15 protein-coding genes are annotated in these 26,312 nt (G+C 70.5%); 7 read left to right on the top strand and 8 right to left on the bottom strand.

The window, feature by feature from the left end; all coding sequences use genetic code 11:
• The 6 genes from glgX to VGO10_RS18045 are packed head-to-tail and all read right to left on the bottom strand — an operon-like array spanning position 1 to position 11,307.
• Positions 1-2,133 (bottom strand): glycogen debranching protein GlgX, encoded by a 2,133-nt coding sequence (gene glgX / locus VGO10_RS18070; RefSeq protein ID WP_327470977.1) that lies wholly within the window; start codon positions 2,131-2,133, stop codon positions 1-3.
• A complete protein-coding gene (gene treZ / locus VGO10_RS18065) occupies positions 2,130-3,872 on the bottom strand; it encodes a malto-oligosyltrehalose trehalohydrolase (RefSeq protein WP_327470975.1) in 1,743 nt (580 codons plus the stop codon). The genes glgX and treZ overlap by 4 nt, the downstream gene beginning before the upstream one ends.
• Positions 3,869-6,082, bottom strand: coding sequence for a 1,4-alpha-glucan branching protein GlgB (gene glgB / locus VGO10_RS18060; RefSeq protein WP_327470973.1), 2,214 nt, complete (start codon positions 6,080-6,082; stop codon positions 3,869-3,871). The genes treZ and glgB overlap by 4 nt, the downstream gene beginning before the upstream one ends.
• Positions 6,079-7,476, bottom strand: coding sequence for a maltokinase N-terminal cap-like domain-containing protein (locus VGO10_RS18055; RefSeq protein WP_327470971.1), 1,398 nt, complete (start codon positions 7,474-7,476; stop codon positions 6,079-6,081). The genes glgB and VGO10_RS18055 overlap by 4 nt, the downstream gene beginning before the upstream one ends.
• Positions 7,473-9,293 (bottom strand): maltose alpha-D-glucosyltransferase, encoded by a 1,821-nt coding sequence (gene treS, locus VGO10_RS18050; RefSeq protein ID WP_327470969.1) that lies wholly within the window; start codon positions 9,291-9,293, stop codon positions 7,473-7,475. The genes VGO10_RS18055 and treS overlap by 4 nt, the downstream gene beginning before the upstream one ends.
• A 52-nt stretch (positions 9,294-9,345) precedes the next feature.
• Entirely contained in the window at positions 9,346-11,307 is a 1,962-nt protein-coding gene (locus VGO10_RS18045) for an alpha-1,4-glucan--maltose-1-phosphate maltosyltransferase (RefSeq protein WP_327470966.1), read from the bottom strand.
• Between the two features lie 132 nt (positions 11,308-11,439).
• Between VGO10_RS18045 and VGO10_RS18040 the strand changes: the two genes are divergently transcribed.
• From VGO10_RS18040 to VGO10_RS18025, 4 genes are all read left to right on the top strand, one after another.
• Positions 11,440-12,630 (top strand): 4-alpha-glucanotransferase, encoded by a 1,191-nt coding sequence (locus VGO10_RS18040; RefSeq protein WP_327470964.1) that lies wholly within the window; start codon positions 11,440-11,442, stop codon positions 12,628-12,630.
• 61 nt (positions 12,631-12,691) lie between these two features.
• Positions 12,692-13,372 carry an SGNH/GDSL hydrolase family protein gene (locus tag VGO10_RS18035; RefSeq protein ID WP_327470962.1) on the top strand — a complete coding sequence of 227 codons (681 nt, stop codon included), beginning with the start codon at positions 12,692-12,694 and terminating at the stop codon, positions 13,370-13,372.
• 239 nt (positions 13,373-13,611) lie between these two features.
• Positions 13,612-14,472, top strand: coding sequence for a sigma-70 family RNA polymerase sigma factor (locus VGO10_RS18030; protein WP_327470960.1), 861 nt, complete (start codon positions 13,612-13,614; stop codon positions 14,470-14,472).
• A 171-nt stretch (positions 14,473-14,643) separates the two neighbouring features.
• Positions 14,644-15,204, top strand: a complete 561-nt coding sequence (locus VGO10_RS18025) for an acyltransferase (protein WP_327470958.1) — start codon at positions 14,644-14,646, stop codon at positions 15,202-15,204.
• Positions 15,205-15,290: 86 nt separating this feature from the next.
• On the opposite strand, the gene VGO10_RS18020 is transcribed toward VGO10_RS18025, so the two are convergent.
• Entirely contained in the window at positions 15,291-16,130 is an 840-nt protein-coding gene (locus VGO10_RS18020; RefSeq protein WP_327470956.1) for a hypothetical protein, read from the bottom strand.
• A 92-nt stretch (positions 16,131-16,222) separates the two neighbouring features.
• Between VGO10_RS18020 and VGO10_RS18015 the strand changes: the two genes are divergently transcribed.
• From VGO10_RS18015 to VGO10_RS18005, 3 genes are read left to right on the top strand one after another with little or no spacing between them, the layout of a single operon-like run.
• Positions 16,223-19,747 (top strand): M36 family metallopeptidase, encoded by a 3,525-nt coding sequence (locus VGO10_RS18015; RefSeq protein WP_327470954.1) that lies wholly within the window; start codon positions 16,223-16,225, stop codon positions 19,745-19,747.
• Entirely contained in the window at positions 19,744-20,937 is a 1,194-nt protein-coding gene (locus VGO10_RS18010; protein WP_327470952.1) for an MGH1-like glycoside hydrolase domain-containing protein, read from the top strand. Before VGO10_RS18015 ends, VGO10_RS18010 begins: the two co-directional genes overlap by 4 nt.
• Before the next feature lie 2 nt (positions 20,938-20,939).
• Positions 20,940-21,980, top strand: coding sequence for a metallophosphoesterase (locus VGO10_RS18005; protein WP_327470950.1), 1,041 nt, complete (start codon positions 20,940-20,942; stop codon positions 21,978-21,980).
• Positions 21,981-22,577: 597 nt separating this feature from the next.
• Here the strand turns inward: VGO10_RS18005 and VGO10_RS18000 are convergent.
• Positions 22,578-26,225, bottom strand: a complete 3,648-nt coding sequence (locus tag VGO10_RS18000) for an indolepyruvate ferredoxin oxidoreductase family protein (RefSeq protein WP_327470947.1) — start codon at positions 26,223-26,225, stop codon at positions 22,578-22,580.
• Between the last annotated feature and the right edge of the window lie 87 nt (positions 26,226-26,312).

Here is a 26,312-nt window from a genome sequence, read left to right as displayed (position 1 = left end):
CTATGCCGTCCTCCGCAACACCGTGATCGACCGTGACGACAGGTAACAGTCGCCGCGCGCCTTGTAGCTCTCCGCACCCGCCGCGATCCACGGCGCAGCCGTCGTCAGCTCCACCGTCCAGCGCGCACCGAAGCGCGCGGCAGGCAGCTTGTAGACCGCGTCCTCGTGGTACGCATTGAAGAGCACCAAGAACGAGTCGCCCTCCACCTTGACGCCGTGGCGGTCGCGCGCACCGGTCGCCTGCCCGTTGAGGAAGACACCGAGCGAGCGGTGGTCGGGGTTCTCCCAGTCGCGGCGCGTCATGCGGCGACCATCGAGACGGAACCACCAGACATCGGGCAGCCCCGGCTCGGACTGCTCGCCGGCCAGGAAATGCTCACGACGGAAGACCGGCTCACCGCGGCGCAGCGCGATCAGCCGGCGCGTGAACTCCATGATCTGATGGCCTTCGTCGCCAACGTCCCACGCGTACCAGGAGATCGGACTGTCCTGACACCAGCCGTTGTTGTTGCCGTCCTGCGTGCGGCACAGCTCGTCGCCGCCCAGCAGCATCGGCACGCCTTGGCTGAGCATCAGCGTCGCAAGGAAGTTGCGCTGCTGCTTGGCGCGCAGCTCGAGGATCCCGCCGTCGTCGGTGTCGCCTTCGGCGCCGCAGTTCCAGGAGCGGTTGTCGTCGGTGCCGTCGCGGTTGCCCTCCTGGTTGGCCTCGTTGTGCTTGTCGTTGTAGGAGACGAGGTCGCGCAGCGTGAAGCCGTCGTGGGCGGTGATGAAGTTGATGGAGGCAAACGGGCTGCGGCCGTCGTCCTTGTAGAGATCGCTGGAGCCGGTGAACCGCGAGGCGAAGTCGGCAATCGACGCCTGGCCGCGCCAGAAGTCGCGCATCGTGTCGCGGTAGATGCCGTTCCACTCGCTCCACAGCACCGGGAAGTTGCCGACTTGATAGCCGCCGGGCCCGACGTCCCACGGCTCGGCAATCAACTTGACTTGAGAGAGCACCGGGTCCTGGTGGATGGTGTCGAAGAACGAGCCCAGGCGGTCGACGTCGTAGAACTGGCGCGCGAGCGTCGATGCGAGGTCGAAGCGGAAGCCGTCGACGTGGCACTCCTGGACGAAGTAGCGCAGCGAGTCCATGATCAACCGCAAGACCGCCGGCTGCACCGCGTTGAGCGTGTTGCCCGTCCCGGTGAAGTCCATGTAGAAGTGCGGGTCGTCGGGCATCAGCCGGTAGTAGGCCGCGTTATCGACGCCCTTGAACGACAACATGGGACCGAGGTGGTTGCCCTCGGCGGTGTGGTTGTAGACGACGTCGAGGATGACCTCCAGGCCGGCGCGGTGCAGCGCCTTGACCATCCCCTTGAACTCCTTGAGGTTCTCGCCCGGCTCGTGGTTGGCCGCATACGGCGAGTGCGGCGCGAGGTAGCCGATCGTCGAGTAGCCCCAGTAGTTGGTCAGCCCGTGCTCGTGCAGGAACTGCTCGTCGGCGATGTGGTGGACGGGCAGCAGCTCGACCGCGGTCACGCCGAGGTCCTTGAGATAGGTCACCAGCTCGTCGCTGGCCAGGCCGGCGTAGGTGCCCTGCAGCTCGGGCGGCAGCCCCGGGAACTGCTTGGTGAGGCCCTTGACGTGGGTCTCGTAGATGATGGTCTCGGTCCACGGCCGCCGCGGTGGCCGGTCGTCCTCCCAGTTGAAGTACTCGTCGACGACCACGCACTTGGGGATCGCGGGCGCGCTGTCTTCGTCGTCGAACTCGAAGTCGGCGTCGTCGCTGGTGCCGTCCTCGGGCGGCGTGTAGGGCAGCGCGTTGGCGGCACCCCAGTCGACGGTGCCGTCGATCGCCTTGGCATAGGGGTCGATCAGCAGCTTGTTGGGATTGAAGCGATGGCCCTCGGCCGGCGCGTAGCGGCCGTGGACGCGGTAGCCGTAGCGTTGTCCCGGCCCGACGCCGGGCAGGTAGCCGTGCCAGTTGTGCGCGGTCTGATCGACGACGTCGACGCGCTCCTCGTGGCCGTCGGCGTCGAAGAGGCAGAGCTCGACGCGCTCGGCGTTCTCGCTGAAGAGCGAGAAGTTCGTGCCCTGCCCGTCCCAGACGGCGCCGAGCGGGAACGGCTCGCCGGGCCAGCATTCGCGGCTCATCGCGGGGCCCCCACCAGCGCACCGGACAACGGCGGGAGCACCACGGCGCCGTCGCCGCGCAGCGCGGCGGCCTCGTGCGTGGCGAGGACCAAGCGCTGGGCGCCCGCCTCGACGCCCTGCTCGCTGTCGGCGAAGTTCATGACCAAGGTGTACTCCCCGCGCACGACGCGCAGCCAACGCGCCCTCTCGTCGGCGCGCACGTCGTCGACCGGCGCACGCGGCAGCAGCCGGCGGGCGCGCAGCAGGTTGGCGTACAACTCGCGCAGCATCGGGTCTCCCTCGCGCGTCAGCTTGGAGCGCGCGAACGTCGCGGGATCCTGCGGATCGGGCACCTCCTCGCCTGCGAAGCGCGCGAACGCGGCGAATTCACGGCGGCGTCCCTCGCGGGTGGCGATGGCGATCTCCTCGTCGATGTGGTCGGTGAAGAACTGAAACGGCGCGCGCTCGCCGTACTCCTCGCCCATGAACAGCATCGGCGTGTAGGGCGACAGCAGCGTGCAGAACGCGGCGAGCGGGCGTGCGGCGGGCGGCAGGCGGTCGCCGACGGCGCGGTTGCCGACCTGGTCGTGGTTCTGGTCGAAGACGACAAAGCGCTCCGGCGGGCAGCCGATAGCTGGAGCGCCGAACCGGCGCTTGCGGAAGTCCGACCAACGCCCGTCGTGGATGTGCGGGTCGCGGAAGGCGTGGGCCAGATCGCCGAGCGCACCGAACTCGGCGTAGTAGCCCTCGCGCTCGTCGGTCACGAGCGTGCGGATCGCGTGGTGGACATCGTCGGCCCACGCGGCATCGCAGCCCCAGCCGCCGTCGGCCGCGCCGCGAATCACCTTGGGGTCGTTGAGCCCGGACTCCGCGATAACCAGCGCGCCCGGGCACGCCGCATGCACCCGCCGCGCCAGCTCGGCAACCACATGCTCGCCCGACTGGTCGAAGATCGCGTGGACCGCATCCAGGCGCAGGCCGTCGAGGTGGAGGTCACGCACCCACATCTCCGCCGCCTGGATCGCCCACTCGCGCACGGGCCCCGACCACGCGCCGTCGTAGTTGATGGCCTCGCCCCAGAAGGTCGAGTACGTGTCGGTGAAGTACGGGCCGAAGGCGCGGATCGCCTGCTCACCCGACGCACCGACGTGGTTGAGCACCAGGTCGAGCAGCACGCCGATCCCGGCGCCGTGGGCCGCATCGACGAGGCGCTGCAGGCCGTCCGGCCCACCGTAGGCCTCGTGCGCGGCCCAGAAGTACACGCCGTCATAGCCCCAGCCGCGGCGGCCGGGGAAGTCGGCGATCGGCATCAGCTCGATGGCCGTGACGCCCAGCTCGGCGAGCGCGCGTAGATGCGGGATCACCGCGTCGAAGGTTCCCTCGTCGGTGAAGGTCCCGACGTGCAGCTCGTAGACCACCAACTGCTCGAGCGGCACGCCGCCCCAGGCCTGGTCGGTCCACATCCAGGCGCTCGGGTCCACGACGCGTGACGGCCCGCGCAGCCCTTCCGGCTGCAACCGCGTGTGCGGATCGGGCAGCCGCGCGCCGTCGATGAGGTAGGCGTAGTCATCGCCCGCAGCGGCCTCCACGGTCGCAACCCATGTGCCGTACCCCTCATCCACCATCACATGCTCGACCTCACCCACGACGAGCACCGGCTCGTGCTCCAGCGAGAAGACGCGGAAGCGCACAATCCCGTCACCGACCGGCACGGCGCCGAGCGGCTGCTCGAAGGGAAGCGTGGCGGAAGGACCGGTCACTCCGGTGCGAACCACAGCACGCCCAGCGGCGGCAGGCTCATCGCCGCGGAGTGCTCCTGACCGTGCCACGGCAGCGCCTCGGCGTCGACGCCGCCGAGGTTGCCCACGCCCGAGCCGCCGTAGATCTCGGCGTCGGTGTTGAGCACCTCGCGCCAACGGCCGCCGCGCGGCAGCCCGACGCGATAGCCCTCGCGCGGGACCGGCGTGAGGTTCATGACGCAGACCAGGACGCGGCCGTCGCGCGATGTGCGGGCGAACGCGACGACGCTGTTCTCGGCGTCGTTGGCCTCGATCCAGAAGAAGCCCTCCGGGTCGCCGTCGCGCTGCCACAGCGCGGGCTCGTCGCGGTAGGCGTAGTTGAGGTCGCGCACCAGCGACTGCACACCCTCGTGTCCGCTGCCGCCTTCCAGCAGATGCCAATCCAGCGAGCGCTCGGCCGACCACTCGTCGGCCTGCGCGAACTCCTGGCCCATGAACAGCAGCTGCTTGCCCGGATGCGCCCACTGGTAGGCATACAGTGCGCGCACGTTGGCCAGCTTCTGCCAGTGGTCGCCGGGCATCCGCGAGTAGATGGTGCCCTTGCCGTGGACCACCTCGTCGTGCGAAAGGGGCAAGATGAAGTTCTCGCTGAAGGCGTACATCAACGAGAACGTCAACTCGTGATGGTGGAAGCGGCGGTGGATCGGATCGTGCGCGAAGTAGTCGAGGGTGTCGTGCATCCACCCCATGTTCCACTTGAACCCGAAGCCCAGGCCGCCAACGTAGGTCGGTCGCGAGACTCCCGGCCACGCGGTCGACTCCTCGGCGGCGGAGATGATGCCCGGCTCGCGCGCGTGCAGCGCCTCGTTGAGCTCCTTGAGGAACGCGACCGCCTCGAGATCCTCGCGCCCGCCGTGCTCGTTGGGGATCCACTCCCCGGCCTTGCGCGAGTAGTCCAGGTACAACATCGACGCGACGGCATCGACCCGCAGGCCGTCGGCGTGGTACTCCTCGCACCAGAACAGGCCCGACGCCAGCAGGAAGTTGCGGACCTCGTTGCGCCCGAAGTTGAACACCAACGTGCCCCACTCCGGATGGGCCCCGCGGCGCGGGTCGTCGTGCTCATACAGCGCGGTGCCGTCGAAGCGCGCCAGCGCCCAGTCGTCGCGCGGGAAGTGCGCGGGCACCCAGTCCATCAACACGCCGACGCCGTGCTCGTGCATGCGATCGACGAAGGCCTTCAGGTCGTCGGGGCCGCCGAGCCGCGGGTCGGGCGCGAAGTAGCCGGTCACCTGGTAACCCCAGGAGCCCGTGAACGGGTGCGCCATCACCGGCAGCAGCTCGACGTGGGTGAAGCCCATGTCGGTGGCATAGGCCGCCAGCTCGTCGGCGAGCTGGGCGTAGTTGAGCAGTCCCTCGGGGTTGTCAGGATCGCGCCGCCACGAGCCGAGGTGGACCTCGTAGACCGACATCGGTCGCTCGTGCTGGAGCTGGTCGGAGCGCGCCGCAACCCACTCGCCGTCGGCCCACTCGTGCTCGGAGCGCGCGACGATCGCTGCGGTCTTGGGCGAGATCTCGACCTGCCGCGCGTACGGGTCGGTCTTGACGCGTAGCGCGCCGCCCTGCGTGCGGATCTCGAACTTGTAGAGCGCGCCCGCGTCTACGCCCGGGAGGAAGAGCTCCCAGATCCCCGAGGAGCCCAGCGAGCGCATCGGGTGCAGCCGCCCGTCCCAGGAGTTGAAGTCACCGACGACCGCGACCGACTTCGCCGCCGGCGCCCAGACGGCGAAGGCCGTGCCGGCCATGCCGTCCACCTCGCGCAGATGGCCACCGAGATGCTCGTAGATCTCCTCGTGCCGACCCTCGCCCGCAAGGTGGATGTCGAGCTCGCCGACCGTCGGCGCGAAGCGATAGGGGTCGGGTGCCGTGACCGCCACCCCGTCCGGATAGCGCGTCTCGATCTCATAGTCCAACGGCGGCTTCAGGCCGTCCAGATGCGCCGCCCACACACCCGCGGGATGCACGAGCTCGCAGCCGTAGTCCAACCCGCCGGCGACATGGACGACAACATGCTCGGCGCCGGGCCGCCAGGCGCGGACGATCGCGCCGCCATCGCCGTCGGGGTGCGGGCCGAGCAGCGCGTGCGGGTCGGCCAGCTCGCCGGCAGCCAGTGCGTCGGCGTCACGCTGCCAGGCCTTGGTGAAGCGCTCGTCCTGCATCGTGCGGCTCATGCCTCCGGCTCCGTCGTCTCGGGCTCGAGCAGGCGCGCGATCCCGGCAACGGGGATCTTGACCCAGTCGGGGCGGTTGTCCAACTCATAGCGCAACTCGTACACCGCCTTCTCCAACTCGAAGACCGCCAGCAGCCGCTCCACCGCAGCACGTCCGGGCGGTAGCAGCGACTGGTCGGTCTCTTCCAGGTACCCGTCCAGGTAAGCGGCACGCACCTGCGCCTCCCAGCCGGCGGGCGCGGGCGCGCCGTGCAGCAGCTCCGAGGCGGTCGCGGCATAGGCAAAGGAGCGCAGCATGCCGGCGACGTCGCGCAACGGCGAGCGCTTGCGGCGCCGTTCGATCAGCGTCCGCGCCGGCTCGCCCTCGAAGTCGAGCACCACCCAGTCGCCGTCGGCGGTGTGCATGACCTGGCCGAGGTGGTAATCGCCGTGGTGACGGATGACGCGCCCGGCCGAGCCGACCTGGGTGAGCATCCGCAGCTTCTCGCGTACCTCCTCACCGCGGCCGCGAATCGGCGCCAGGATGTCAAGATCATCAGGAAGGTCGAGGAAGACGCGCTCGATCTCCTCGTCGACGGTCGCGGTCAGCAGACCGAGCGCCTCCGCCGAGGTCTCCTCCGGGGCGAAGGCCGGGTCGGCGTTGTCGGAGCCGAGCACGGTGTGCAAGCGCCCCGTGACCTCGCCCAGCGTGCGGGCACGGACGGCGAAGCGCGCCGGATCCTCGCGCAGGTCGGCGAGCGCCAGGTCCCAGCCGTCGGTCGCGCCCGCCAGGAAGTCCTGAACGATGCCGAGCGTCGCGTCGATCAGCCGGCCCGAGTGGCCGTACCAGCCGCGCAGCGCGGCGATGTGCGGGAAGTCGCGCTCGGTGAGGAAGCGCAGGATCTCGAGCTCAGGATTGGGGCCCGCGCCGAGGCGGCGGTAGGCCTTGAGCACCAGCCGCTCGTCGAGCACGACCGAGGAGTTGGACTGCTCGGCGCCCATCGGGCGGACCTCGGCGACCTCGGCGCCAAGACCACCACCAACCGAGCGGAACTCGGCCGTCCCTTGGCCCGTCTCGATCTCGGTGCCCGCCGCGATCAGGCGCACGAGCTGGCGAACCATCTCGGGGTCGCTCATGGCGTCATAGATCGCCATGCCCTCGTTGGTGGCGATCACGCCGTCGGTCCACTCACCCTCCGGGCGGGCGCCGATCGGCAGCTGGTAGAGCTCGTGCGTGCCGGGGAGGAACTCGACCTCCAGGACGCCGATGCCCAGCGGCTGCTCGGTCAGCGGGATCGTCTCCAGCAGCCGGAAGTGCGCGACCTCGCGCGACTTGGAGCCGAACCAACGCTGGGCGAGGACGAACTCGCGCAGCGCGTCCTCGCTGGGGAGCCGCAGTTCGCGGACGGGGTTCATGCGACGCCCTCCCGGTCGTCGGCCTCTTCGTCGGCGGGCTTCTCCAAGATGAACCAGAAGAAGCCACGCGGCGCAAGCGTCAGCAGGTAGGGCAGCTCGCCGATCCGCGGGAAGCGCGAGCGGCCGAACATCTCCACGGGGTGCCGGCCCTTGTACGCCGAGAGGTCCAGCTCGACGGCCTGGGCGGAGCGCGCGACGTTGTGCACGCACATGATCACGTCGTCGGCGTAGGTCCGCAGGTGCGCGAAGATCCGCGTGTTCTCGGTGCGCAGCGGGACGTAGTCGCCCAGCCCGAAGACCGGGTGCTCCTTGCGCAGCGCGATGAAGCGATGCAGCCAGCGCAGCAGCGAGGTCGGCGTGCGCAGCTGGGCCTCCACGTTGACGGCCTGAAAGCCGTAGACGGGGTCCATCAACGGCGGCGCGTAGAGCTGGGCGAAGTCGGCGCGGCTGAAGCCGCCGTTGCGGTCGCCCGTCCACTGCATCGGCGTGCGCACGCCGTCGCGGTCGCCCAAGTAGATGTTGTCGCCCATGGCGATCTCGTCGCCGTAGTAGAGGACCGGCGAGCCGGGCAGTGAGAAGAGAATCGCGGTCATCAGCTCGATCTCGTCGCGGCCGTTGTCGAGCAGCGGCGCGAGCCGGCGGCGGATGCCGACGTTGATCTTCATGCGCGGGTCCTTGGCGTACTCCCCGTACATGTAGTCGCGCTCTTCGTCGGTGACCATCTCGAGCGTCAACTCGTCGTGGTTGCGCAGGAACAGGCCCCACTGCGCGGTGCGCGGGATCGCCGGCGTGCGGTCGAGGATCTCAAGCATCGGCGTCGCATCCTCGCGGCGCAAGGACATGAACATGCGCGGCATGACCGGGAAGTGGAAGGCCATGTGGCACTCGTCGCCCTCCCCCTTGCCGTAGTACTCGACGACATCCTCGGGCCACTGGTTGGCCTCGGCGAGCAGGACGCGGTCGGGGTACTCCTCGTCCACGGTCGCGCGCACCTTGCGCAGGAACTCGTGGGTCTCTTCCAAGTTCTCGCAGTTGGTGCCCTCGCGCTCGTAGAGGTAGGGCACCGCATCGAGGCGGAAGCCATCCAGGCCGCGGTCCAGCCAGAAGCGCAGGACGTCGAGCATGCGCTCATGGACGACCGGGTTGTCGTAGTTGAGATCGGGCTGGTGGGAGAAGAAGCGGTGCCAGAAGTACTGGCCGGCGACCGGGTCCCAGGTCCAGTTCGACGTCTCGGTGTCGGTGAAGATGATCCGCGCGTCGGCGTACTTCTCGTCGGTGTCTGACCAGACGTACATGTCGCGCTCGGGCGAGCCGGCCGGCGCCTTGCGCGCCTCCTGGAACCACTGGTGGTCTGAGGAGGTGTGGTTCATCACCAGGTCGGCGATGACGCGGATGCCGCGCTCGTGGGCGGCCAAGATGAAGGTCTCGAAATCCTCGACCGTTCCGTAGTCGGGGTGGATCGCGTAGAAGTCGGCGATGTCGTAGCCGCCATCGCGCAGCGGGCTGGCGAACATCGGCAGCAGCCAGATGCAGTCGACGCCGAGCCACTGCAGGTAGTCGAGCTTCTCGGTCAGCCCGACAAAGTCCCCCGACCCGTCGTCGTTGCCGTCGTAGAAGCCGCGCATGTGGATCTCGTAGAAGATCGCGCGCTTGAACCAGAGCGGGTCGCGCTCGAACCAGTGCGTCGGGTCGGCCGGGCTGAGGCTCTCGACCTTGCCCTGCGGCTCGCCGGCAGCGACCGGCGGCGGTGAGCCCTCGGCCTGCTCGAAGCGCGTCGGGGTCTCGTCCTGCGGGCTCTCGCGAGCCTGGGTGGCCATTAGGAGTTTGACCTCTTGATGATGGATTCTTTCGTGGTCCGGTTGTAGGTCATCAAGAGGCCACCACGCGGAAGAGGTGCGCCTGGCGGTCGCCGGGCGCCAGCGCGACGTAGTTGCCGCCGACGTGCCACTCGTAGCGACTGCCGTCGAGCAGGTCCTGCACTTGGAAGGTCTGTGGCAACCCAAGGTGGTCGGGCACCTGCACCAGCCCCGTCTGCGCCCACTGCGCATCAAGGCAAACGACCGCGAGGATCGTGTCGTCCTCGTGCTGCTTGATGTAGGCGATGAGCCCGTCGTTCTGGGTGTCCAAGAACGTGATGTTGGAGAGGCGCTGCAGCGCGGGGTGCGCTCGCCGCGCCTCGTTGAGCAGGCGGACGAGGCCGAGCAACGGGGCGCCGCGCAGCGTGCGCTCCTTGGCCTCGTACTTCTCGGAGTCCAGGTACTCCTCGCTGCCGGGCTTGACCGCCGTCTGCTCGACCCACTCATAGCCGGAGTAGATGCCGTAGGTCGGGCTCAGCGTCGCGGCAAGCACGAGCCGCGACTCAAACGCGGCCCGACCCCCGTGCTGAAGCTGCTCGGTGAGGATGTCAGGGGTGTTGACGAAGAAGTTGGGGCGGAAGTAGTCCTGGCTGACATAGGCCAGCTCGCCGACATACTGCTCAAGCTCCCAGCGCGACTGCTGCCAGGTGAAGTAGGTGTAGGACTGGTTGAACCCGACCTTGGCCAGCGTGCGCATCACGGCGCGGCGGGTGAACGCCTCGGCCAGGAAGATCACGTCAGGGTGCTTGGTGTGGACCTCGCGGATCAGCCACTCCCAGAAGGCAATGGGCTTGGTGTGCGGGTTGTCGACGCGAAAGACCTTGACGCCGCGCTGCACCCAGACGAGCACGATGTCCAACAACGCGTTCCACAAGGACTTCCAGTCCTCGCACTGGAAGTTGACGTTGTAGATGTCCTGGTACTTCTTGGGCGGGTTCTCGGCGTACTTCAGCGACCCGTCTGGGCGGCGATGGAACCACTCGGGGTGCTCGGTCAGCCACGGGTGGTCGGCGCTGCACTGGATCGCGAAGTCGATCGCGATGTCCATCTCGTGGGCGGTCGCGGTGTGCACGAGCGCCTCGAAGTCCGCCAGCGTGCCGAGCTCCGGATGGACGGCCTCGTGGCCGCCGACGCCCTTGAGGCCGATCGCCCAGGGACTACCGGGGTCGCCCGGCCGCGCGGTCAGCGCGTTGTTGGCGCCCTTGCGGTTGGTCTCGCCGATCGGGTGGATCGGGGTGAGGTAAAGGACGTCGAAGCCGAGCGCGGCAATCTGAGGGATCGCTTCGGCGGTGCCCTTGAAGCCGCCCCAAGAACGCGGGAAGAGCTCGTACCACGAGCCGAAGCGGGCCAGCTCGCGATCGACGTCGAGCGCGAACGGCTTGTCGAGCTCGGCCGCCTCGTTGCGGTCGGGATAGCGGTCGATGGCCGCAGCCAGCTCCGGACCCAGCGCGGCGTCGTGCTTGGCTTCCTCCGGCGCGTCGGGGTCGGTCAGCGTGCCGATGGTGTGCTGGATGAGGCGGCGATCGGTTGCGGCCTTCGCGCGCTGGGCGGCGGCTTCCAGCAGGACGACGCCCTCGCTCAACTCCCCGGCGAGATCGTGCTGGCCGCCCTGCACCTTGCGGCGCAGCTCCTCACGCCAGGAGGCGAAGCGGTCGATCCACGCCTCGATCGTCCACTCCCAACGGCCGAGACCGTCGACGGCAAACGCGCCTTCGAAGGTGTCGCCGTCGACGTGCCGGTCGACGTGGACCAGCGGCGTCTCGCGCCACTTGCGACTCTGAGGCGCCCTGACCTTGACGACCGCACGCAGCACGTCGTGCCCGTCGGCGAAGATGGTCGCGCGCACGTCGACCGACTCGCCGATCGTGCGCTTGAGGGCATAGCGGCCGCCGTCGAGGACGGGCTCAGGCGCCAAGATGACAATCCGCGGCGGGGCCGCGGGCTTGGCCCGTCGGGTCGTGCCGCCGTTCTTCACGGTGCGGGCAGGGGTTGATTGTTCGGTCGGGCGTGTGGGCACGTAGTGGCGACTCTTCCCAGAATGACGGCAGACGAACGCAACAATCCAGTGACCGGCCGCATGAACCACCTCTCCCGGCGGTCGAGTGGGATGCAGCTCCACCTGACCTCGTTGCCCGGCGGACGCCTGGGCCCGTCGGCACGCGCTTTCGTCGACTGGCTCGCCGAGGCCGGCCAGCGCTGGTGGCAGATGCTCCCGCTCGGGCCGCCTGACAGATACGGCTCGCCATACAAATCCTCGTCGGCGTTCGCGGCGTGGCACGGCTTCCTCGAGCATCCCGGCGCGGAGGTCACACCCGAGGAGATCGACGCGTTCCGGGAACGACACGAATATTGGGCGCCGTCTCTCCCCGCGCGGATGCTGCCCGACCAGGTGCGCTTCGCGCGCGAGTGGGCGGCGTTGCGCGCGTATGCGTCGGAGCGTGGCGTCGGCCTCATCGGCGACGTCCCCATCTACGTGGCGCCCGGCTCCTATGACCAGCAGGCGTGGCCGGAGCTGTTCCTCGACGGCGTGGTGGCCGGCGTGCCGCCCGATGCGTTCACGGCCGCCGGGCAGCGCTGGGGCAATCCAATCTATGACTGGCCGGCGCTGCAGCGCCGCGGCTACCGCTGGTGGGTCGAGCGCTTCCGGCGGGTGTTCGACCTGTATGACATCGCGCGCATCGACCACTTCCGCGCGTTCGTCGCCTACTGGGCGGTGCCGGCGGGCGATCGCGATGCGCGCGGCGGGACGTGGCAGCGCGGGCCGGGGCGCGCGCCGTTTGTGGCTGGGACCGCAGCGCTCGGCGCGATGGCCTTCATCGCCGAGGATCTCGGGGTGATCACGCCGCCGGTGACGCGCCTGCGGCGCGAGCTGGGCTACCCGGGCATGGTCGTCCTGCAGTTCGCCTTCAATCCGGACGACCCGCGCGGCCCGCACCGGCTGGAGAACCACGGCGCAGATGTCGTCGCCTACACGGGCACCCACGACACCGACACGTTGCGCGGCTGGTGGTCGACGCTGGAGCCGGCGCGGCGCGACGAGGCGCTCAGCGCGCTGCGCGCCGCCGGGTTGACCGACGACGATGTCGACTGGGGTCTCATCCGCCTGTGGATGCGCTCGCCGGCACCACTGGTGATGCTGCAGGTCCAGGACGTCTTGGGCCTCGGGTCCGAAGCCCGCATGAACCTCCCGGGGACCGCCGGCGGCGCCTGGAAGTTCCAGTTGCAGCCAGGGCAACTCACAGCGCACCACGCACATCGTCTCCGTGCCGTCACCGAGGAGGCGGGCCGCCTTGCCTGACCCCAGCCCACCGCCACCCCCGCCGGAGCGTCGAGGGACGAGGGATGGTCGGTAGTCGACCATGAGTCGTCCCTCGACGCTCGCGGGGCCCGTGCTGGGTCTCGGTGACTCGATCAGCTGCGGCCCCGAGGAGGGTGCGTTCGGCGTGCCGCCGCGGTCGTGGGCGCAGTGGCTGGCCGAGGCGCTGGATCTCCCGTTCCACAAGCTCGCCCAATCGGGCGCGACGACGCCGTGGATCGCGGATGCGCTCCTGCCGCGGGCGCGCGAGGACTACGCGCTGGCTTGCGTCGGCGTGGGCACCAACGACGTGCGCGCCGTCGACTGGGATCCGCGATCGTTCGAGGCAGCGCTGAGGCGAATCCTCGAGGGCCTGACCGCCCGCGCGGCCCGCGTCTGCGTCGCCACCGTCCCGCTCGACCTCGGTCGCCCGCCGGCGGGTGCGAAGGTGGCCGAGCTCAACGCGATCGTGCGGTCTGCAGCAGCGGCGCGTAACGCTGTCGTGGTCGACCTGGACGATCTCCGTGGCTGGCGCACGTTCTTCCCCGACGCGGTGCACCCCACGGCGCTCGGCCAGTTGGAGATCGCCCGGCGGGCCGCCGAGGCGCTCGCGCTGGACGTCTCTCCGATGGCGCTGACATCGGTCCAACGTGGCGTCCGCGCGGACGCGCGCTACGCGCTGACGCGCCAAGTCGCCCATCTGGCTCGCGATTGGCGCCGTAGAACGGTCGAACGTAACGTTTGAGCTCGGGCAAGGGACGTATGGATATGCGCCGAAGAGGGCAGTACGCCACTCCTTAGGAGCGCTTGATCGGACGATGAGAAGGTTTGCGAGTCGCCGCACCTGGCGACCCTGGACCCCGAAATCTCCCCTCCCCACCGCAACTTCTGCGTCAGTGACGCGTCGCACAGTTGCGCGAGCAACGAATCTGGCGTAGAATCCCTACTGCAGCAATCGGGATTTTACCCGGGAAAGGACCTTAGTTGACCCCCTCCACCCTCACCCCCACGTTTACGAACGACGTCCTGGCCTCCCCCCTGGACCAGCTTCTGCGGCGTGCGAGCCAATACCAGCTTCTCGACCCCGCCAAGGAGATCGAGCTCGCACAGCGCATCGAGCGCGGCGATCTCGACGCCAAGGATCTGCTGGTCAACTCGAACCTCCGCCTTGTCGTGTCCGTCGCTCGCCACTACGTGGGCCAGGGCCTGACCCTGGACGACCTCGTCCAGGAAGGCATGCTCGGCCTCATCCGCGCCGTCGAGAAGTTCGACTACCGCAAGGGCTACCGCTTCTCCACGTACGCGACGATCTGGATCCGCCAGGCGCTGCAGCGTGGCCTCGACAACACGGGCCGGACGATCCGTCTGCCCTCCCATATGTCGCAGCGTGCGCGCCGGATCGCGCGCGTCGAGCGCGAGCTGACCGCCGAGCATGGCGAGCCGCCGACGGACGAGAAGATCGCCGCCGCGGCCGAGCTGGAGCTCGACGAGGTCGCGCTCCTGCGTGAGCGTGACCGCTCGCTGGCCAGCCTGGACCAGACCGTCGGCGACGACGGCGAGACCGCGCTGGGCGCCCTGCTTCCCGCTGACGGCGAGACCGTCGACGAGGAGGTCGAGCGTGAGACCGAGGCGTCCTCGCTGCGCGAGGCCGTCAACCGCCTGCCCGAGGACGAGCGCGAGGTCATCCACCTGCGCTTCGGCACGGGCGGCGACGGCGAGCACACGCTCGTCCAGGCCGCGCGCCGGCTGGGCATGCCGCCCAGCAAGGCGCGTCAGGCCGAGGAGCGCGCGCTCCGTCGCCTCGCGGCCGATGGGGACGTCAAGTCCCTGCGGGTCGCCGCATAGGACCATCGAATGTCCGCGATCGCCGCTCGTGCGGCGATCCGGGCGTGGCTGCGTAGCACCGCATCCACGCGACAAGTTGCAACGATGGGCGGCGCCATGTGCGCCGCCCTTCGTCGTTCTGAGCGCGATTCGCCCGTCGTCGATACCGTCGTTGTCGCGCCACCGGCCGCGATGCCCCGCGCGCCCGGGTGGCGCGATCGCCGGCGGCTGGCGCGTGCAATCCGCGGTGGCGCGGTGGCCGTCGATGGCGCCGGTGATCTGATCGTCATCGGCCGGCGCGTGCGCTTCGACGTGGCGCCCGGTGGGCGCGTCGTCCTCGGAGCGGGCGTCGCGCTCGGCGACGGCTGCCGCCTGCACGTCGGCGCGGCGGGATCGGTGACGATCGGCGAGGGCACCGCGCTCGGCGAGCGCTGCCTGCTGACCGCGCACGATCGCATCGCCGTCGGTGCCCGCTGCCTGCTCGCCGACGAGGTCGTCGTCGTCGACGGCAACCCGTCCTTCGAGGACGTCGAGCGGCCCGTGCGCGAGCAGGGAATCGTCTCCGCGCCGGTCGCCATCGGCGACGGCGTCCGGATCGGGCCAAGCGCGGCGGTGCTGCCCGGCGTGACGGTCGGCGACGGCGCCACGATCGGCGCCCACGCGGTCGTCACGACCGACGTCGCGCCGGGGATCGCCGTTCAAGGCGTCCCGGCGCAGGCGCCGTCGCGGTTTACTCCGCGACCATCGACCTGATGACGCGGAGCTCGTCGTGGTCCGTGTCGTCTGACCCCTGCATGTGGAGGGGTAGACGACACGGATCCGATCCGGCACTGGCGGACTCAGCCGGCGTCCAGCGCCGCCGCCGCGCGCTCGGTGCGCTCGCGGCGCGCCTGAGCGTCGGCCAGCGTCTCTTCGGCCTGCTCCAGGTCGCGGCGGCGGGCGGTAAGAGTGGATTCGACCTGCTCGAGCGCGCGGCGCGCCCCGGCGACGGTGGACTCCGCGTCGGCCTCGGCCTCGGTCGCGCGGCGGAGCGCGTCGCGACGGCGGCGGAGCTCGCGCTTGTCCGGACCCTTGGGCTTGGGCGGCGTCGACGTCGACGGCTCGTCCTCCGGCGCAACCGCACCCGCACCCGCACCCACACGGCCCTTCGTCCCACGCCGCTTCACCGACTTCGCCGGCGCCCCGCCGTCCTCACGCCCCCGCCCGGCGGCAATCAGCGCGTCCAGCCCACCGAAGCCCGCCGCCGAGCGCTCCTTGACCACCCGCCCCTCCGCAACCTCAGCCCGCACCTCCGGATCGACCGTCGCCGCATGCAGCGTCCCGCGCACCTTGTCGCGGGCGGCGCCGTCGACCAGCGCTTCGGCGGCGAGCGCGTCGACCAGCGCCCGCGCCGCCACGGCCGCACTGCGCAAGACATCGGCGTGGGCGCCGTCGAGCAGCTGCTCCTGCGCACCCTCCAGCGCGGTGCCCGCCTCGACCAGCGCCGCGATCTCGTCGGGCCGGTCGCGCACCAGGCGATTGACGGCCCAGGCCGCGCGGGTCGGCTTGGCCAGCTTCTTGACCGCCGCCGCGCCGGCGCGGTCGCCACGGGCGCGCAGCTCCTTGACCAGCGCGTCGCGTACCGGCACGAACTCCTCGAGGTCGAGGCCGTAGAGCTGGGCGGCAGGATCGTCGGCCATCGCCCTCAGGTCTACCCCATCGCCCCGACGGTCGGCGCCGCGTGCTGCAGCCAAAGCGTCACGCGGACGAGCCAGGACGCGATACAACGTGCATGGTGGGACGCCGTACGAGCCACGCGATCGCGACCCTGGCGTTGGCAGGGGCGGCGACGCTCATCCTCGCCGCGCCACCAGCGCTCGCCATAGCTCCCGCTCCCGCAGCAACCCAACCGGACTTCGACGCCCGCAGCGGCGATCGCGCGGCCATCCCCGCGGCGACCGCCGACGCACGCGAGGCGCTGGCCAAGCGCCTGGGTGCCGAGGCGACCGTCGCAGCCGACCCGGTGACAGGCGGCCTGCGCAACGTGGGGCGCACCGACGGCCTGCTCACCGGACCCAGCAGCGCTGATCCTGCCGCGGTCGCCCTCGACTACGTGCGCGCCCACGCCGACGCCTTCGGGCTCGACGGCGCCGACCTGGCGACGCTGAAGCCCGTCACCCGCGCCGTCTCGCCCGACGGCGTGACGCACCTGACCTTCGGACAACTCGACGGCGGCATCAGCGCCTACGACTCCGCGCTGACGGCCAACGTCACCGCCGACGGTCGGCTCATCAACGCCGGCGGCGCGCCCGTCCACGACCTGCAGGTCCCGAGCACCGACCCGCCGCTCGGGCCCGCGGCCGCCCGGACCGCCGCGCGCCGCGACCTCGGGCTCGCGCCCGACGGCCAGACCGGCATCGTCGGCGCCGACCCGGCTCGCACCACGCAGTTCAGCGGTCTGGACCGTGCCAGCCTCGTCACGCTCGCCGACCCCGACGGCGACCACCTCGCCTGGAAGCTCACCGTCGCCGGCACCGACCCCGACGTCTACGAGGTGCTCGTCGACGCGGCCAGCGGCGCGATCCTCACCCGCCACTCGCTGACCGACTTCGCCTCCAACGCCTCGGTGGTCGAGCATCACCCGGGTGACGGCACGCTGCACACCGTCGACCTCGCGGCCTGGCTGACGCTGCCGGTGATGGCGCTGACCGGACCCAATGCCCATGCCTACGCAGACCGGATGTCACCCGACGGCATCGGTGGCGACAGTGACGTCCCGCCGAACCCCAGCACCACCAACTTCAGCTACCCGACGACCGACCAGTCCCCGGGGTCCGGGCAGCACTGCCCGACCGCGTTCCCGGTCAGCTGCACGTGGGACGGCACGACGGTGGGCTCGTCGTCGGTCACGGCCAACGTCAAGCAGGTCACGACGCAGGTCTTCTACTACGTCAACAAGTACCACGACTGGCTCGCGCAGCCGCCCATCGGCTTCACCTCCGCGTCCTACAACTTCCAGACCGGCGGGCCGGGTGGCAACGACCCCATCAACGCCGAGACCGACGACTACGCCTCGATCAACAACGCCAACATGGTCACGTCCGCCGACGGCCAGCCCGGCCGGATGCAGTTGTACCTGTTCAAGTCGCCCTACCCCGCGGTCAACGGCGGCGACGACGCGTCGATGGTCTACCACGAGTACACCCACGGGCTGACCAACCGCCTCGTGGGCAACGACGGGCAAGCCAACGGCCTCCTCGACCGACAGTCGCAGGCGATGGGCGAGGGCTGGAGCGACTGGTACGCCATGGACTTCCTGACGGCCGAGGGCGAGCTGCCGGACACGGCCACGCCCGGCGAGCAGGTGATGGGCGCCTATGTCGCCGACAACACCGCGACGGGGATCCGCGAGAACGCGATCGACTGCCCGGTCGCCGCCGTGTCGACCTCCTGCCCCGGCACGGCGCTCACCGGCCCGGGCGGCTTCACCTACGCCGACCTCGGCGGCGTCGCCGGGAGCGCCGGCCACCCCGCCTTCGAGGTCCACGCCGACGGCGAGATCTGGGCCGAGACGCTGTGGGACCTGCGCCGCACCGTCGGCGCCACGGTCGCCCGCGGGCTGGTCACCAGCGCGCTGCGGCTCTCGCCCAAGCAGCCGTCCTTCCTGGACATGCGCAACGCGATCCTGCAGGCCGACACGATCGCCGGCGGCACGCACCGCGCGCAGATCTGGAGCGTCTTCGCCGCGCGAGGCATGGGCTACAGCGCCTCGACCACGAGCGCCAACGCGACGCACGCCACGGCGGCGTTCGACACGCCGCCCATCGTCGCCGCCGGCGCGCCCGACGTCACCTCCGCCGCGCTCGAGCAGGACACCGTCGTGCACGTGCCGATCGTCAACCCGGGCACCACGCCGCTGACCGGCGTGCACGCGACGCTCACCGCCACGACCGCCGGCGTGACGGTGCCCGCCGGTAGCGCCACGCTCGGGACGATCGGTGCGGGCGCGACGACGACCGCCACCTTCGCCGTCCATGTCGCGACCGCCGCCGGGTGCGGCTCGGTCGCCGGCCTCTCGCTCGCCATCGCCACCGACCAGGGACCGCGCACGGTCCCGCTGAGCCTGCCGGTCGGCACCGGCAGCGCAACGGCGGCGACACGCACCTACGCGCCCGCCGCCGCGATCCCCGACAACCAACCGGCCGGAGGACTGACGTCGACGCTGAATGTCGCGACGCACGGCCGCGTCGGCAACGTGCGGGTCACGATCGCGGCCACCCATCCGTGGATCGGCGACCTGCACGCGTGGCTGACCTCGCCGTCGGGGACGACCGTCGACCTCTTCGAACGCCCCGGCGTCGGCACCTCCGCGTCGTTCTCGCCGGGCAACCTCGTGCCGGCGACGCCGCTCGTCCTCGACGACGCGGCCACCGGGCTGATCCAGGAGCTCGCCAACGCCGACGTGACGGTCGGTGGTGCGCTGCGTCCCAACGAGCCGCTCGCGCGCTTTGCCGGTGAGGACCGCTTCGGGACGTGGACCCTCCGCATCACCGACACCTCCAACAACGGCGCCGGCACGCTGAGCTCGTGGTCGCTGGAGACGGCCGAGCCGGCCTGCGCGGTCACCGACGCGCCGACCGGTCTCGTCGCTGACGGCGCGACCTTCCACGCGCGGATCGATCCGGGCGCGACCGCGACGACCGCGGCCTTCGAGCTGGGCGCCACCGCCGCCTACGGCGCGCGGTCGCCGGCGATCGCACTGACCGCCGGCGGCGGGCTGCAGGCCGTCAACCTCACCACCGGCGGCCTGACCGCCGGCGCGACCTACCACGTGCGCGCGGTCGCGCTGCGCAGCGGCGCCATCGTCGCGGCCGGCGCCGACCGGACGTTCGTGGCAGGCGTCGACCCGCCGCCGATCGACGATCCTGGCCCGGGCACGCCGGTCCCCCCGATTGCGCCCATCGTGCCCGGCACGCCGACACCACCGGTCGTACTGAAGGTGCCCAAGGCCACCATGAAGGGCATGACGCGGACAGCGCGCCTGGACGCCAAGGGGCGCCTGACGCTGTCCTTCGCCGCCACCCCCGCCAAGGCGCGCGGCACGATCAAGATCGCCTACGCCAAGACCAGTGCCGGGAGCGCGACGTTCACCGTGCCGGCCAAGGGCCGTGTCAAGCTGACGATCAAGGCCACCAACAAGATCCGCGCGCTACTGCGCAAGCACGCCGAGGTCAAGACCAAGGCCACGGTCCGGATCGGCGTGACGCCGCTGAGCGCGACCATCACGATCAAGCCCTACAAGAAGCCCAAGAGGTGACCTTCGACGTCGCGGTCGCCGCCCGCGCGTTGTTGGAGGACAACTGGCGCGAGGGCGACTACCGCGGGCGCCACTACGCCTTCTCGGTCCCGAGCCCGCGCAGCTACCCGTGGCAGTGGTACTGGGACTCGTGCTTTCACGCGATCGTGCGGCGACGCTTCGACCCCGCCGGCGCACGCGCCGAGCTGGAGACGCTGCTGGCCGCGGCCGACCTGGACGGCTTCATCGGCCACACGGTGCTGTGGGGCCATCCGCTCGATGGCCAGCGGGCGATCCGCTACAACATCGCGTCGCGAGCGGACCTGATGACGCGCACGATCCAGCCGCCGCTGCTGGCGTGGGCCTGGGCCTGGGCAGTCGGTGATCCGGCGCGTGAGCCGCGGATCGCCGCGCACCACGCCTGGCTGCGCGAGCACCGGGCTCTGGAGGACGACGGGCTGCTATGGCTGATCCAGCCCGACGAGTCCGGCATGGACGCGTCGCCGAAGTTCGATCACGTTTGGGGCCGGCTCGCGCAGGGCCTGCCGTTGTTCCCCATGTTGATCGCCCGCAACCGGCGGCTGGGCTTTGACGCGCGGCGGATCGCCGCCGCCGGGTACCCCGTGGTCTGCGAGGTGCTGACCAACGTGGGGTGGTCGCTGAGCGAGCAGGCGCTGCGGCGCCCGTCGCTGACCGGCGCGCTGATCGAGCGCTGCTGGGACGCACGGCGAGGACGCTTCGCCGACGACATGCGCGGCGCGGCGCGGCCGACGCCGCCCGCCGACCGGCCGGCGACGTGGGACACGCTGGCGCCGCTCGCGCTGCCCGACCTGCCGGACGCGATCGCGCAACGGCTGGTCGATGAGGTGCTGCGCGCGCCGGGCTTCGCCGCGCCGGCGGTCCCGCTGCCCGCCGTCGCGCTGGACGACCCGGCGCACTCGTCGCGCGAGACGTGGTGGGGCCGCCATCGCCACTGGCGCGGGCCGTCGTGGATCAACAGCGCGTGGTTCGTCTCGCTCGGGCTGCGGCGACTCGGGCTGGATGCCGAGGCCGACGCGATCGCCGCGCGCCTGGAAGCCGTTGTGGCACGCGAGGGGTTCCGCGAGTACTACGAGGCACGGCTGGGCTACGGCATGGGCGCGCACGACTTCGGGTGGTCGACGCTGCTGTGGGAGCTGGTCGATCCCGCGGCGCCGCCTACGCTGGCGTGAGCGTGCGCACCCTCGTCATCTCCGATCTGCACCTCGGCACCCGCCTCGGCCGTGACGTCCTGCGTCACCCCGAGGCGCTGGCGGTCCTGCTCGACGCGCTCGAGGGGATCGATCGGCTCGTGCTGCTCGGCGACGTGATCGAGCTCGCCGAAGGACGACCGCGCCAGGCGCTGCAGCTTGCCGAGCCGGTCCTGCGCGCGATCGGTGAGCGAATGGGCGCGGACCGCCAGATTGTGCTAGTGCCAGGTAACCACGATCGCGCGCTGGCGCGCTCGTGGGCGCGCGCTCAGCGTGCTGGGCTGACGGTCGATGCCTTGGTGCCGCCGAACGCGACCGCGCTGCTCGCCAAGGTGGTGGGATGGCTGGCGCCGGCACCCGTCGAGGTCCGCACACCGGGGGTGTGGCTCTCGCCGCGGGTCTGGGCAACCCATGGCCATTACATCGATCGCCATCTGCTGCCGGAGTCGGCGTACGGATGGCACCGGCGCCGGGTGGTGCGCAAGCTCGTGGGGCCGGCGGAGTACGAGCGGGCGGGCCGTCCGTCGATGACGTGGGTCGAGACGCTGGTGACGCGTCGGCTGCCACGGTGGCTGGCATCGCTGGCCGGCGGCGCCGCTGACCTCGTGCGCGCCGCGACGATGCCAAGCCTGCCGCGACGCCTGCAGTCCCACCGGCTGGCCCCGGTGGCGCGGTTGGTGCTCGGCATGCAGATGCAGCGAGCCGCCAACCCAGCGCTGGCGCATGTGGTGCAGCGGCTGGGCGTCGAAGCGGACTGGGTGATCTACGGGCACGTGCACCGCAACGGGCCGCGCGCGGGTGACGACGTCGCCCTGTGGTCGGGGCCCGATGGGCTGCCGCGGCTGGCCAACACCGGCTGCTGGATCTACGAGCCGCTGTTGTTGCACCGCGGCGGCGCGCCGCATCCGTATTGGCCGGGGGGTGCGGTGGTGCTGGAGGGGGACGGTGACCCGGTGGCGGTGGGGTTGCTCGATGGGTTGGATGTGGCCGCACTGCACGCGGCGCGGCCGCGGTGGATTCGGTGAGGGTGGCGCTGGCGTCCGTGGCGCCCGGTGCGCGGCGTTAATTGAAGTTCGTGACGTGGTCGGGTGGCCCTGACGTTCGTGGCGCCCAGTGCGCAGCGTTCGTCGAGCTTTGCAACGGGGTCTGTCGGCACCGAGGAGAGCGAGCGGAGTCGGCACCGCCACCGCCTCCGGGCGTCCGCGAGCGTGGGGGCCGGAGATCCGGGTCGTCTCGGACCGCTCTATGGAGCCCAAGCCGTCCCGGACCGATCCGGGGCGTTCTGCCCCTGCATATGAGGGGCCAGACGACCCGCGTCTGCGATTCGGTACCGGACCCTCGATCCAGGGCGTCTCCTGGTCAACTATTCACCACAAGACGCCCCGGATCCTCGCGCCTAAGGGTGCGGGGCGTTTTCGACGTCAATAGGACGTCCAAGCCGACCCGGATCCCCGGCGAGCGACGATTCAGCCGCGAACCCTCCGGCCCACGCGCCAGCGGACGACGAGCCAGCGCACCGAGCCGCAATCCCCGCTCACTCCCTCGATGCCGACAAACCACGCCGCGAACCGCGACCAACGCCGCGCACTGAGCGCCAAGGACGCCAGCGCCAGACGGCGCCCCTACCCCCGCGCCATCGGCAGCTCGAACCCACCCGTCTGCGCACCCCGCGCCAACCGCTCCTCCAACCCAGCGGCCGCAGCCCGGAACTTCTCCACGTTGGCCAACTTGATGTCCTCATACCCCCGCACCACATCCGGCAACTCCGCAATCTCGGCAACCGTCCCATGCGTCACCGGCGTCAGCCGCTCCAACGACCGCGTCACCAGCGCCCGATACTCACCCGGCAGCGCCCGCTCGACGCGACGAACCTCGGCACGGCCGAACGGATCCAGTCGGGTCCCGCGCAGGCCCTTCATCACACGCAGTGCTCGGAACGTGGGCACGGCGGTGCGACGGAGCTTGATCTTGTGCTTCAGCCCCAGCGCCCGCAGCAGCGGCGGATGGAGCATCACGTACACCTTGGCGCCCGCACCGAACTCGCCCCGCACCCGCGCCTGTTCCACGGCATCCAGATGCAACCGCGCAACCTCGTACTCATCCTTGTAGGCCAACAACTTGAACAGCCCGCGCGCATACGCCTCGGCAATCGCCGACTCGCCCGGCGCGCCACGCTCGTGCTCGACCCGCGCGACCGCCGCCACATCCGAGACATACCGTCGTGCCAACGCCACATCCTGATAGGCCATCAACTCAACAACCCGCACCTCGAGCAGCCGCCGCAGCTCACCCGACGCCCCCGACCCATCCACAATCTCCAACGCCTCACCAGCCAGCGGCGCAGGCGGCGCAGCCGCCTCGCCCTCCAGCACCACGCGCACCGCCTCCGGCGCCGCCACGACCGCGCGACCCCAGGCGAACGCCGCGAGGTTCTTCTCCACCGCCGCCCCGTTGAGCCTGATGGCCTGCTGCAGCGCATCGGCGCTCAGCGGCAGACACCCAGCCTGGTAGGCCGCACCGATCAACACCGTGTTGGTCGGCATGTGATCGCCGAACAGCGCCTCGCTCAACGCCTCCGCATCGACGAAGACGTTCTCGTCAGCACGCGTCGCCGCACCGATCGCCGCGACGTTGCGCTCCAAGGCGGGGAACTTCACGCCGGTGTCGGTGACCATCGCCGCCGTCGGCGCCGCGTGCGTGTTGACCACCGCGATCGTCCGGCCCGCATCGGCCACCAGCAGGTTGCGCGGGTTGGCCGCACCCAGCACGTCGAAGCCGAGGATCAGGTCCGCTGCACCCGCCGACGCCTTGTTGGAGCCCTCGATCGGGTCGCGCGCAATGCGCACATCCGAGACGACCGGCCCACCCTTCTGCGCCAGCCCCGTCTGGTCGAGCCCATAGCTGTGCTTGCCGTCGAGCATCGCCGCCATCTGCAGGATCTGCGAGACGGTCACGACCCCCGTTCCGCCCATGCCCGGCATCCGCATCAGGAAGTCATCGCGCGAGACCTTCAGCACCGGCTCGACCAGCGCCTCGGCCGGTGGAAGAGCCCACCCAGACGTCGTGACCTTCTTGGTGTCCTTGGCCGCCGGGATCACCGTCAAGAACGACGGGCAGTCGCCCTTCACACACGAGTAGTCCTTGTTGCAGGAGGACTGGTGGATCTGCGTCTTGCGCCCGAACTCGGTCTCGACCGGCAGCACCGACATGCAGTTGGACTTCGAGCCGCAGTCGCCACAGCCCTCGCAGACGCGCTCGTTGATGTGGATGCGCTCGACCGGCTCGGCCGCCTTGCCGCGCTTGCGCATCCGCCGCAGCTCGGCCGCGCACCCCTGGTCGTGCAGCAGCACGGTGACGCCACCGATTGCCGCCAGCTCCGCCTGCACCTCGGCCAAATCGTCGCGTGAGCGCACCGACGCGATCGGATCCAACGACACGCCCCGGTAGCGCGACGGGTCCTCGGTCGTGATCACGATCCTGCGCACACCCTCTAGCGCGAGCCAGCGCGTCAGCTCCGGGATCTTCAGCTGCCCGACGACATCCTGGCCCCCGGTCATCGCGACCGTGTCGTTGTACAACAGCTTGTAGGTGATGTTCGCGCCCGACGCGACGGCAAAGCGAATGGCCAGCGACGCGGAGTGATGGAAGGTGCCATCGCCCACGTTCTGCACGAAGTGCGATGCCTCCGTGAAGTCCTTCATGCCGACGAACTGCGCACCCTCGCCGCCCATCTGCGTGATGCCCGTGATCGTGCCCTTGCCCTCGGGCGCGAGCAGCACCATCGTGTGGCAGCCGATGCCTGCGCCGAGCAGCGTGTCGTCCGGGTTGGCCGTCGAGGTGTTGTGGGGACAGCCGGAGCAGAACATCGGCGTCCGCGCCTGCGTCGGGACGGTGCGCGCCGTGGCAGCGCGGCGCGCCTCGATCAGCGCAACGCGCGCGTTGACGGACTCCAACCGCACGCGCCCGCCCAGCCGGGACGCGAGCGCCACGGCGATCGCGTCGGCGTCGAGGTCGCTCTCGGCCGCCAGCAGCGGCGCCTCGTGCTCGTCGCGCTTGCCGACGATCCGCGGCGCATCGGCCGTCCCGTACAGCGCATCGCGCAGCGCGGTCTCCAGGAACGGCAGCTTCTCTTCAACCACCAGCACTTCTTCCAGCCCGCGGCCGAAGGCGCGAAACGACGCGCGATCGTGCGGATAGAGCATGCCGACCTTCAGCAGCCGAACGCCCGCCCGCTCCAGCGCGCGCTGGTCGAGGCCGAGATCGTCGAGCGCCTGGACGAGCTCGTAGTAGACCTTGCCCGCGGCGACAACGCCGAGCCAGGCGTCGCGCGTCGGAACCGTCACCGGGTTCATCTGGTTCAGCGCCGCGTACTGGCGCGCGATCTCCAGCCGGACGCCGAAGAGCGACCGCTCCAGGTCCATCGACACCGGCGCCAGCAGGTTGCCGTTGGGAACGTGGCGGTAAGGGTGTCCGGCCCGAGCCGGATCCTCGACCTCCGGGATCACCGCGCCCACGCGCGCCGGCCAGCCCTGCACGGTCCCCGCGCTGTCGGCAATGTTCGTGACGACCTTCATCGCACTCCACAGCCCCGACGCACGCGAGCACGCGACAGCGTGCAGCCCGAAGTCCAGGACCTCCTGCAGCGTGCCGGGGAAGAACGTCGGCATATACAGCGCCGCCAGCGTCGCTTCGGCCGCCGACGGCAAGGTGGAGGACTTGCACGACGGATCGTCGCCGACCAATGCCAGCGCACCGCCGTGCGGGTGCGTGCCGGCGAAGTTCGCGTGGCGCAGCGCGTCGGCCGCGCGGTCCAACCCAGGGTTCTTGCCGTACCAGACGCCGGTCACGCCATCCACCAGCGGCCCCGGCAAAGAGGGCGCCAGCTGCGACCCGTAGACCGCCGTCGCCGCCAGCTCCTCGTTCAACCCCGCGGCGAAGTGCAACGCGTGATCGGTCGCGATCTCTCCCAGCCCGAGGATCTCCTTGTCCAGGCCGCCGAGCGGCGAACCCTGGTAGCCGGAGACGAACGTCGCGGTCTTCAGCCCGCGGCGGCGGTCGGAGCGGACCTGGTCGAGCAGAACGCGCACGAGCGCCTGCGTGCCCGAGAGGAAGACCGTGCCCTGCTCCAGCAGGTACTTGTCGGCCAGCGAGACGTCAGGGCGATGGAGCTTGACCGGCGCCGTCGAGGTGACGCCGATCCCACCCGGGGACGTCTTCTTCGCCGCAACCGACGATTGCTGCTTGGCGCTCCCCTCCGTCGTGCGTGGCACGGCCGGCGCTCCCTCTCCTCGTTGGGCACGTCATCGACCCACAATGGGTCAATTGACCTTACCACCGTTGGGGGCGGTGCTAAACGC

It is taken from the genome of Baekduia sp. (assembly GCF_035996765.1).
Lineage (GTDB): Bacteria > Actinomycetota > Thermoleophilia > Solirubrobacterales > Solirubrobacteraceae > Baekduia.
This window is presented reverse-complemented; position numbering and strand designations above follow the sequence as displayed.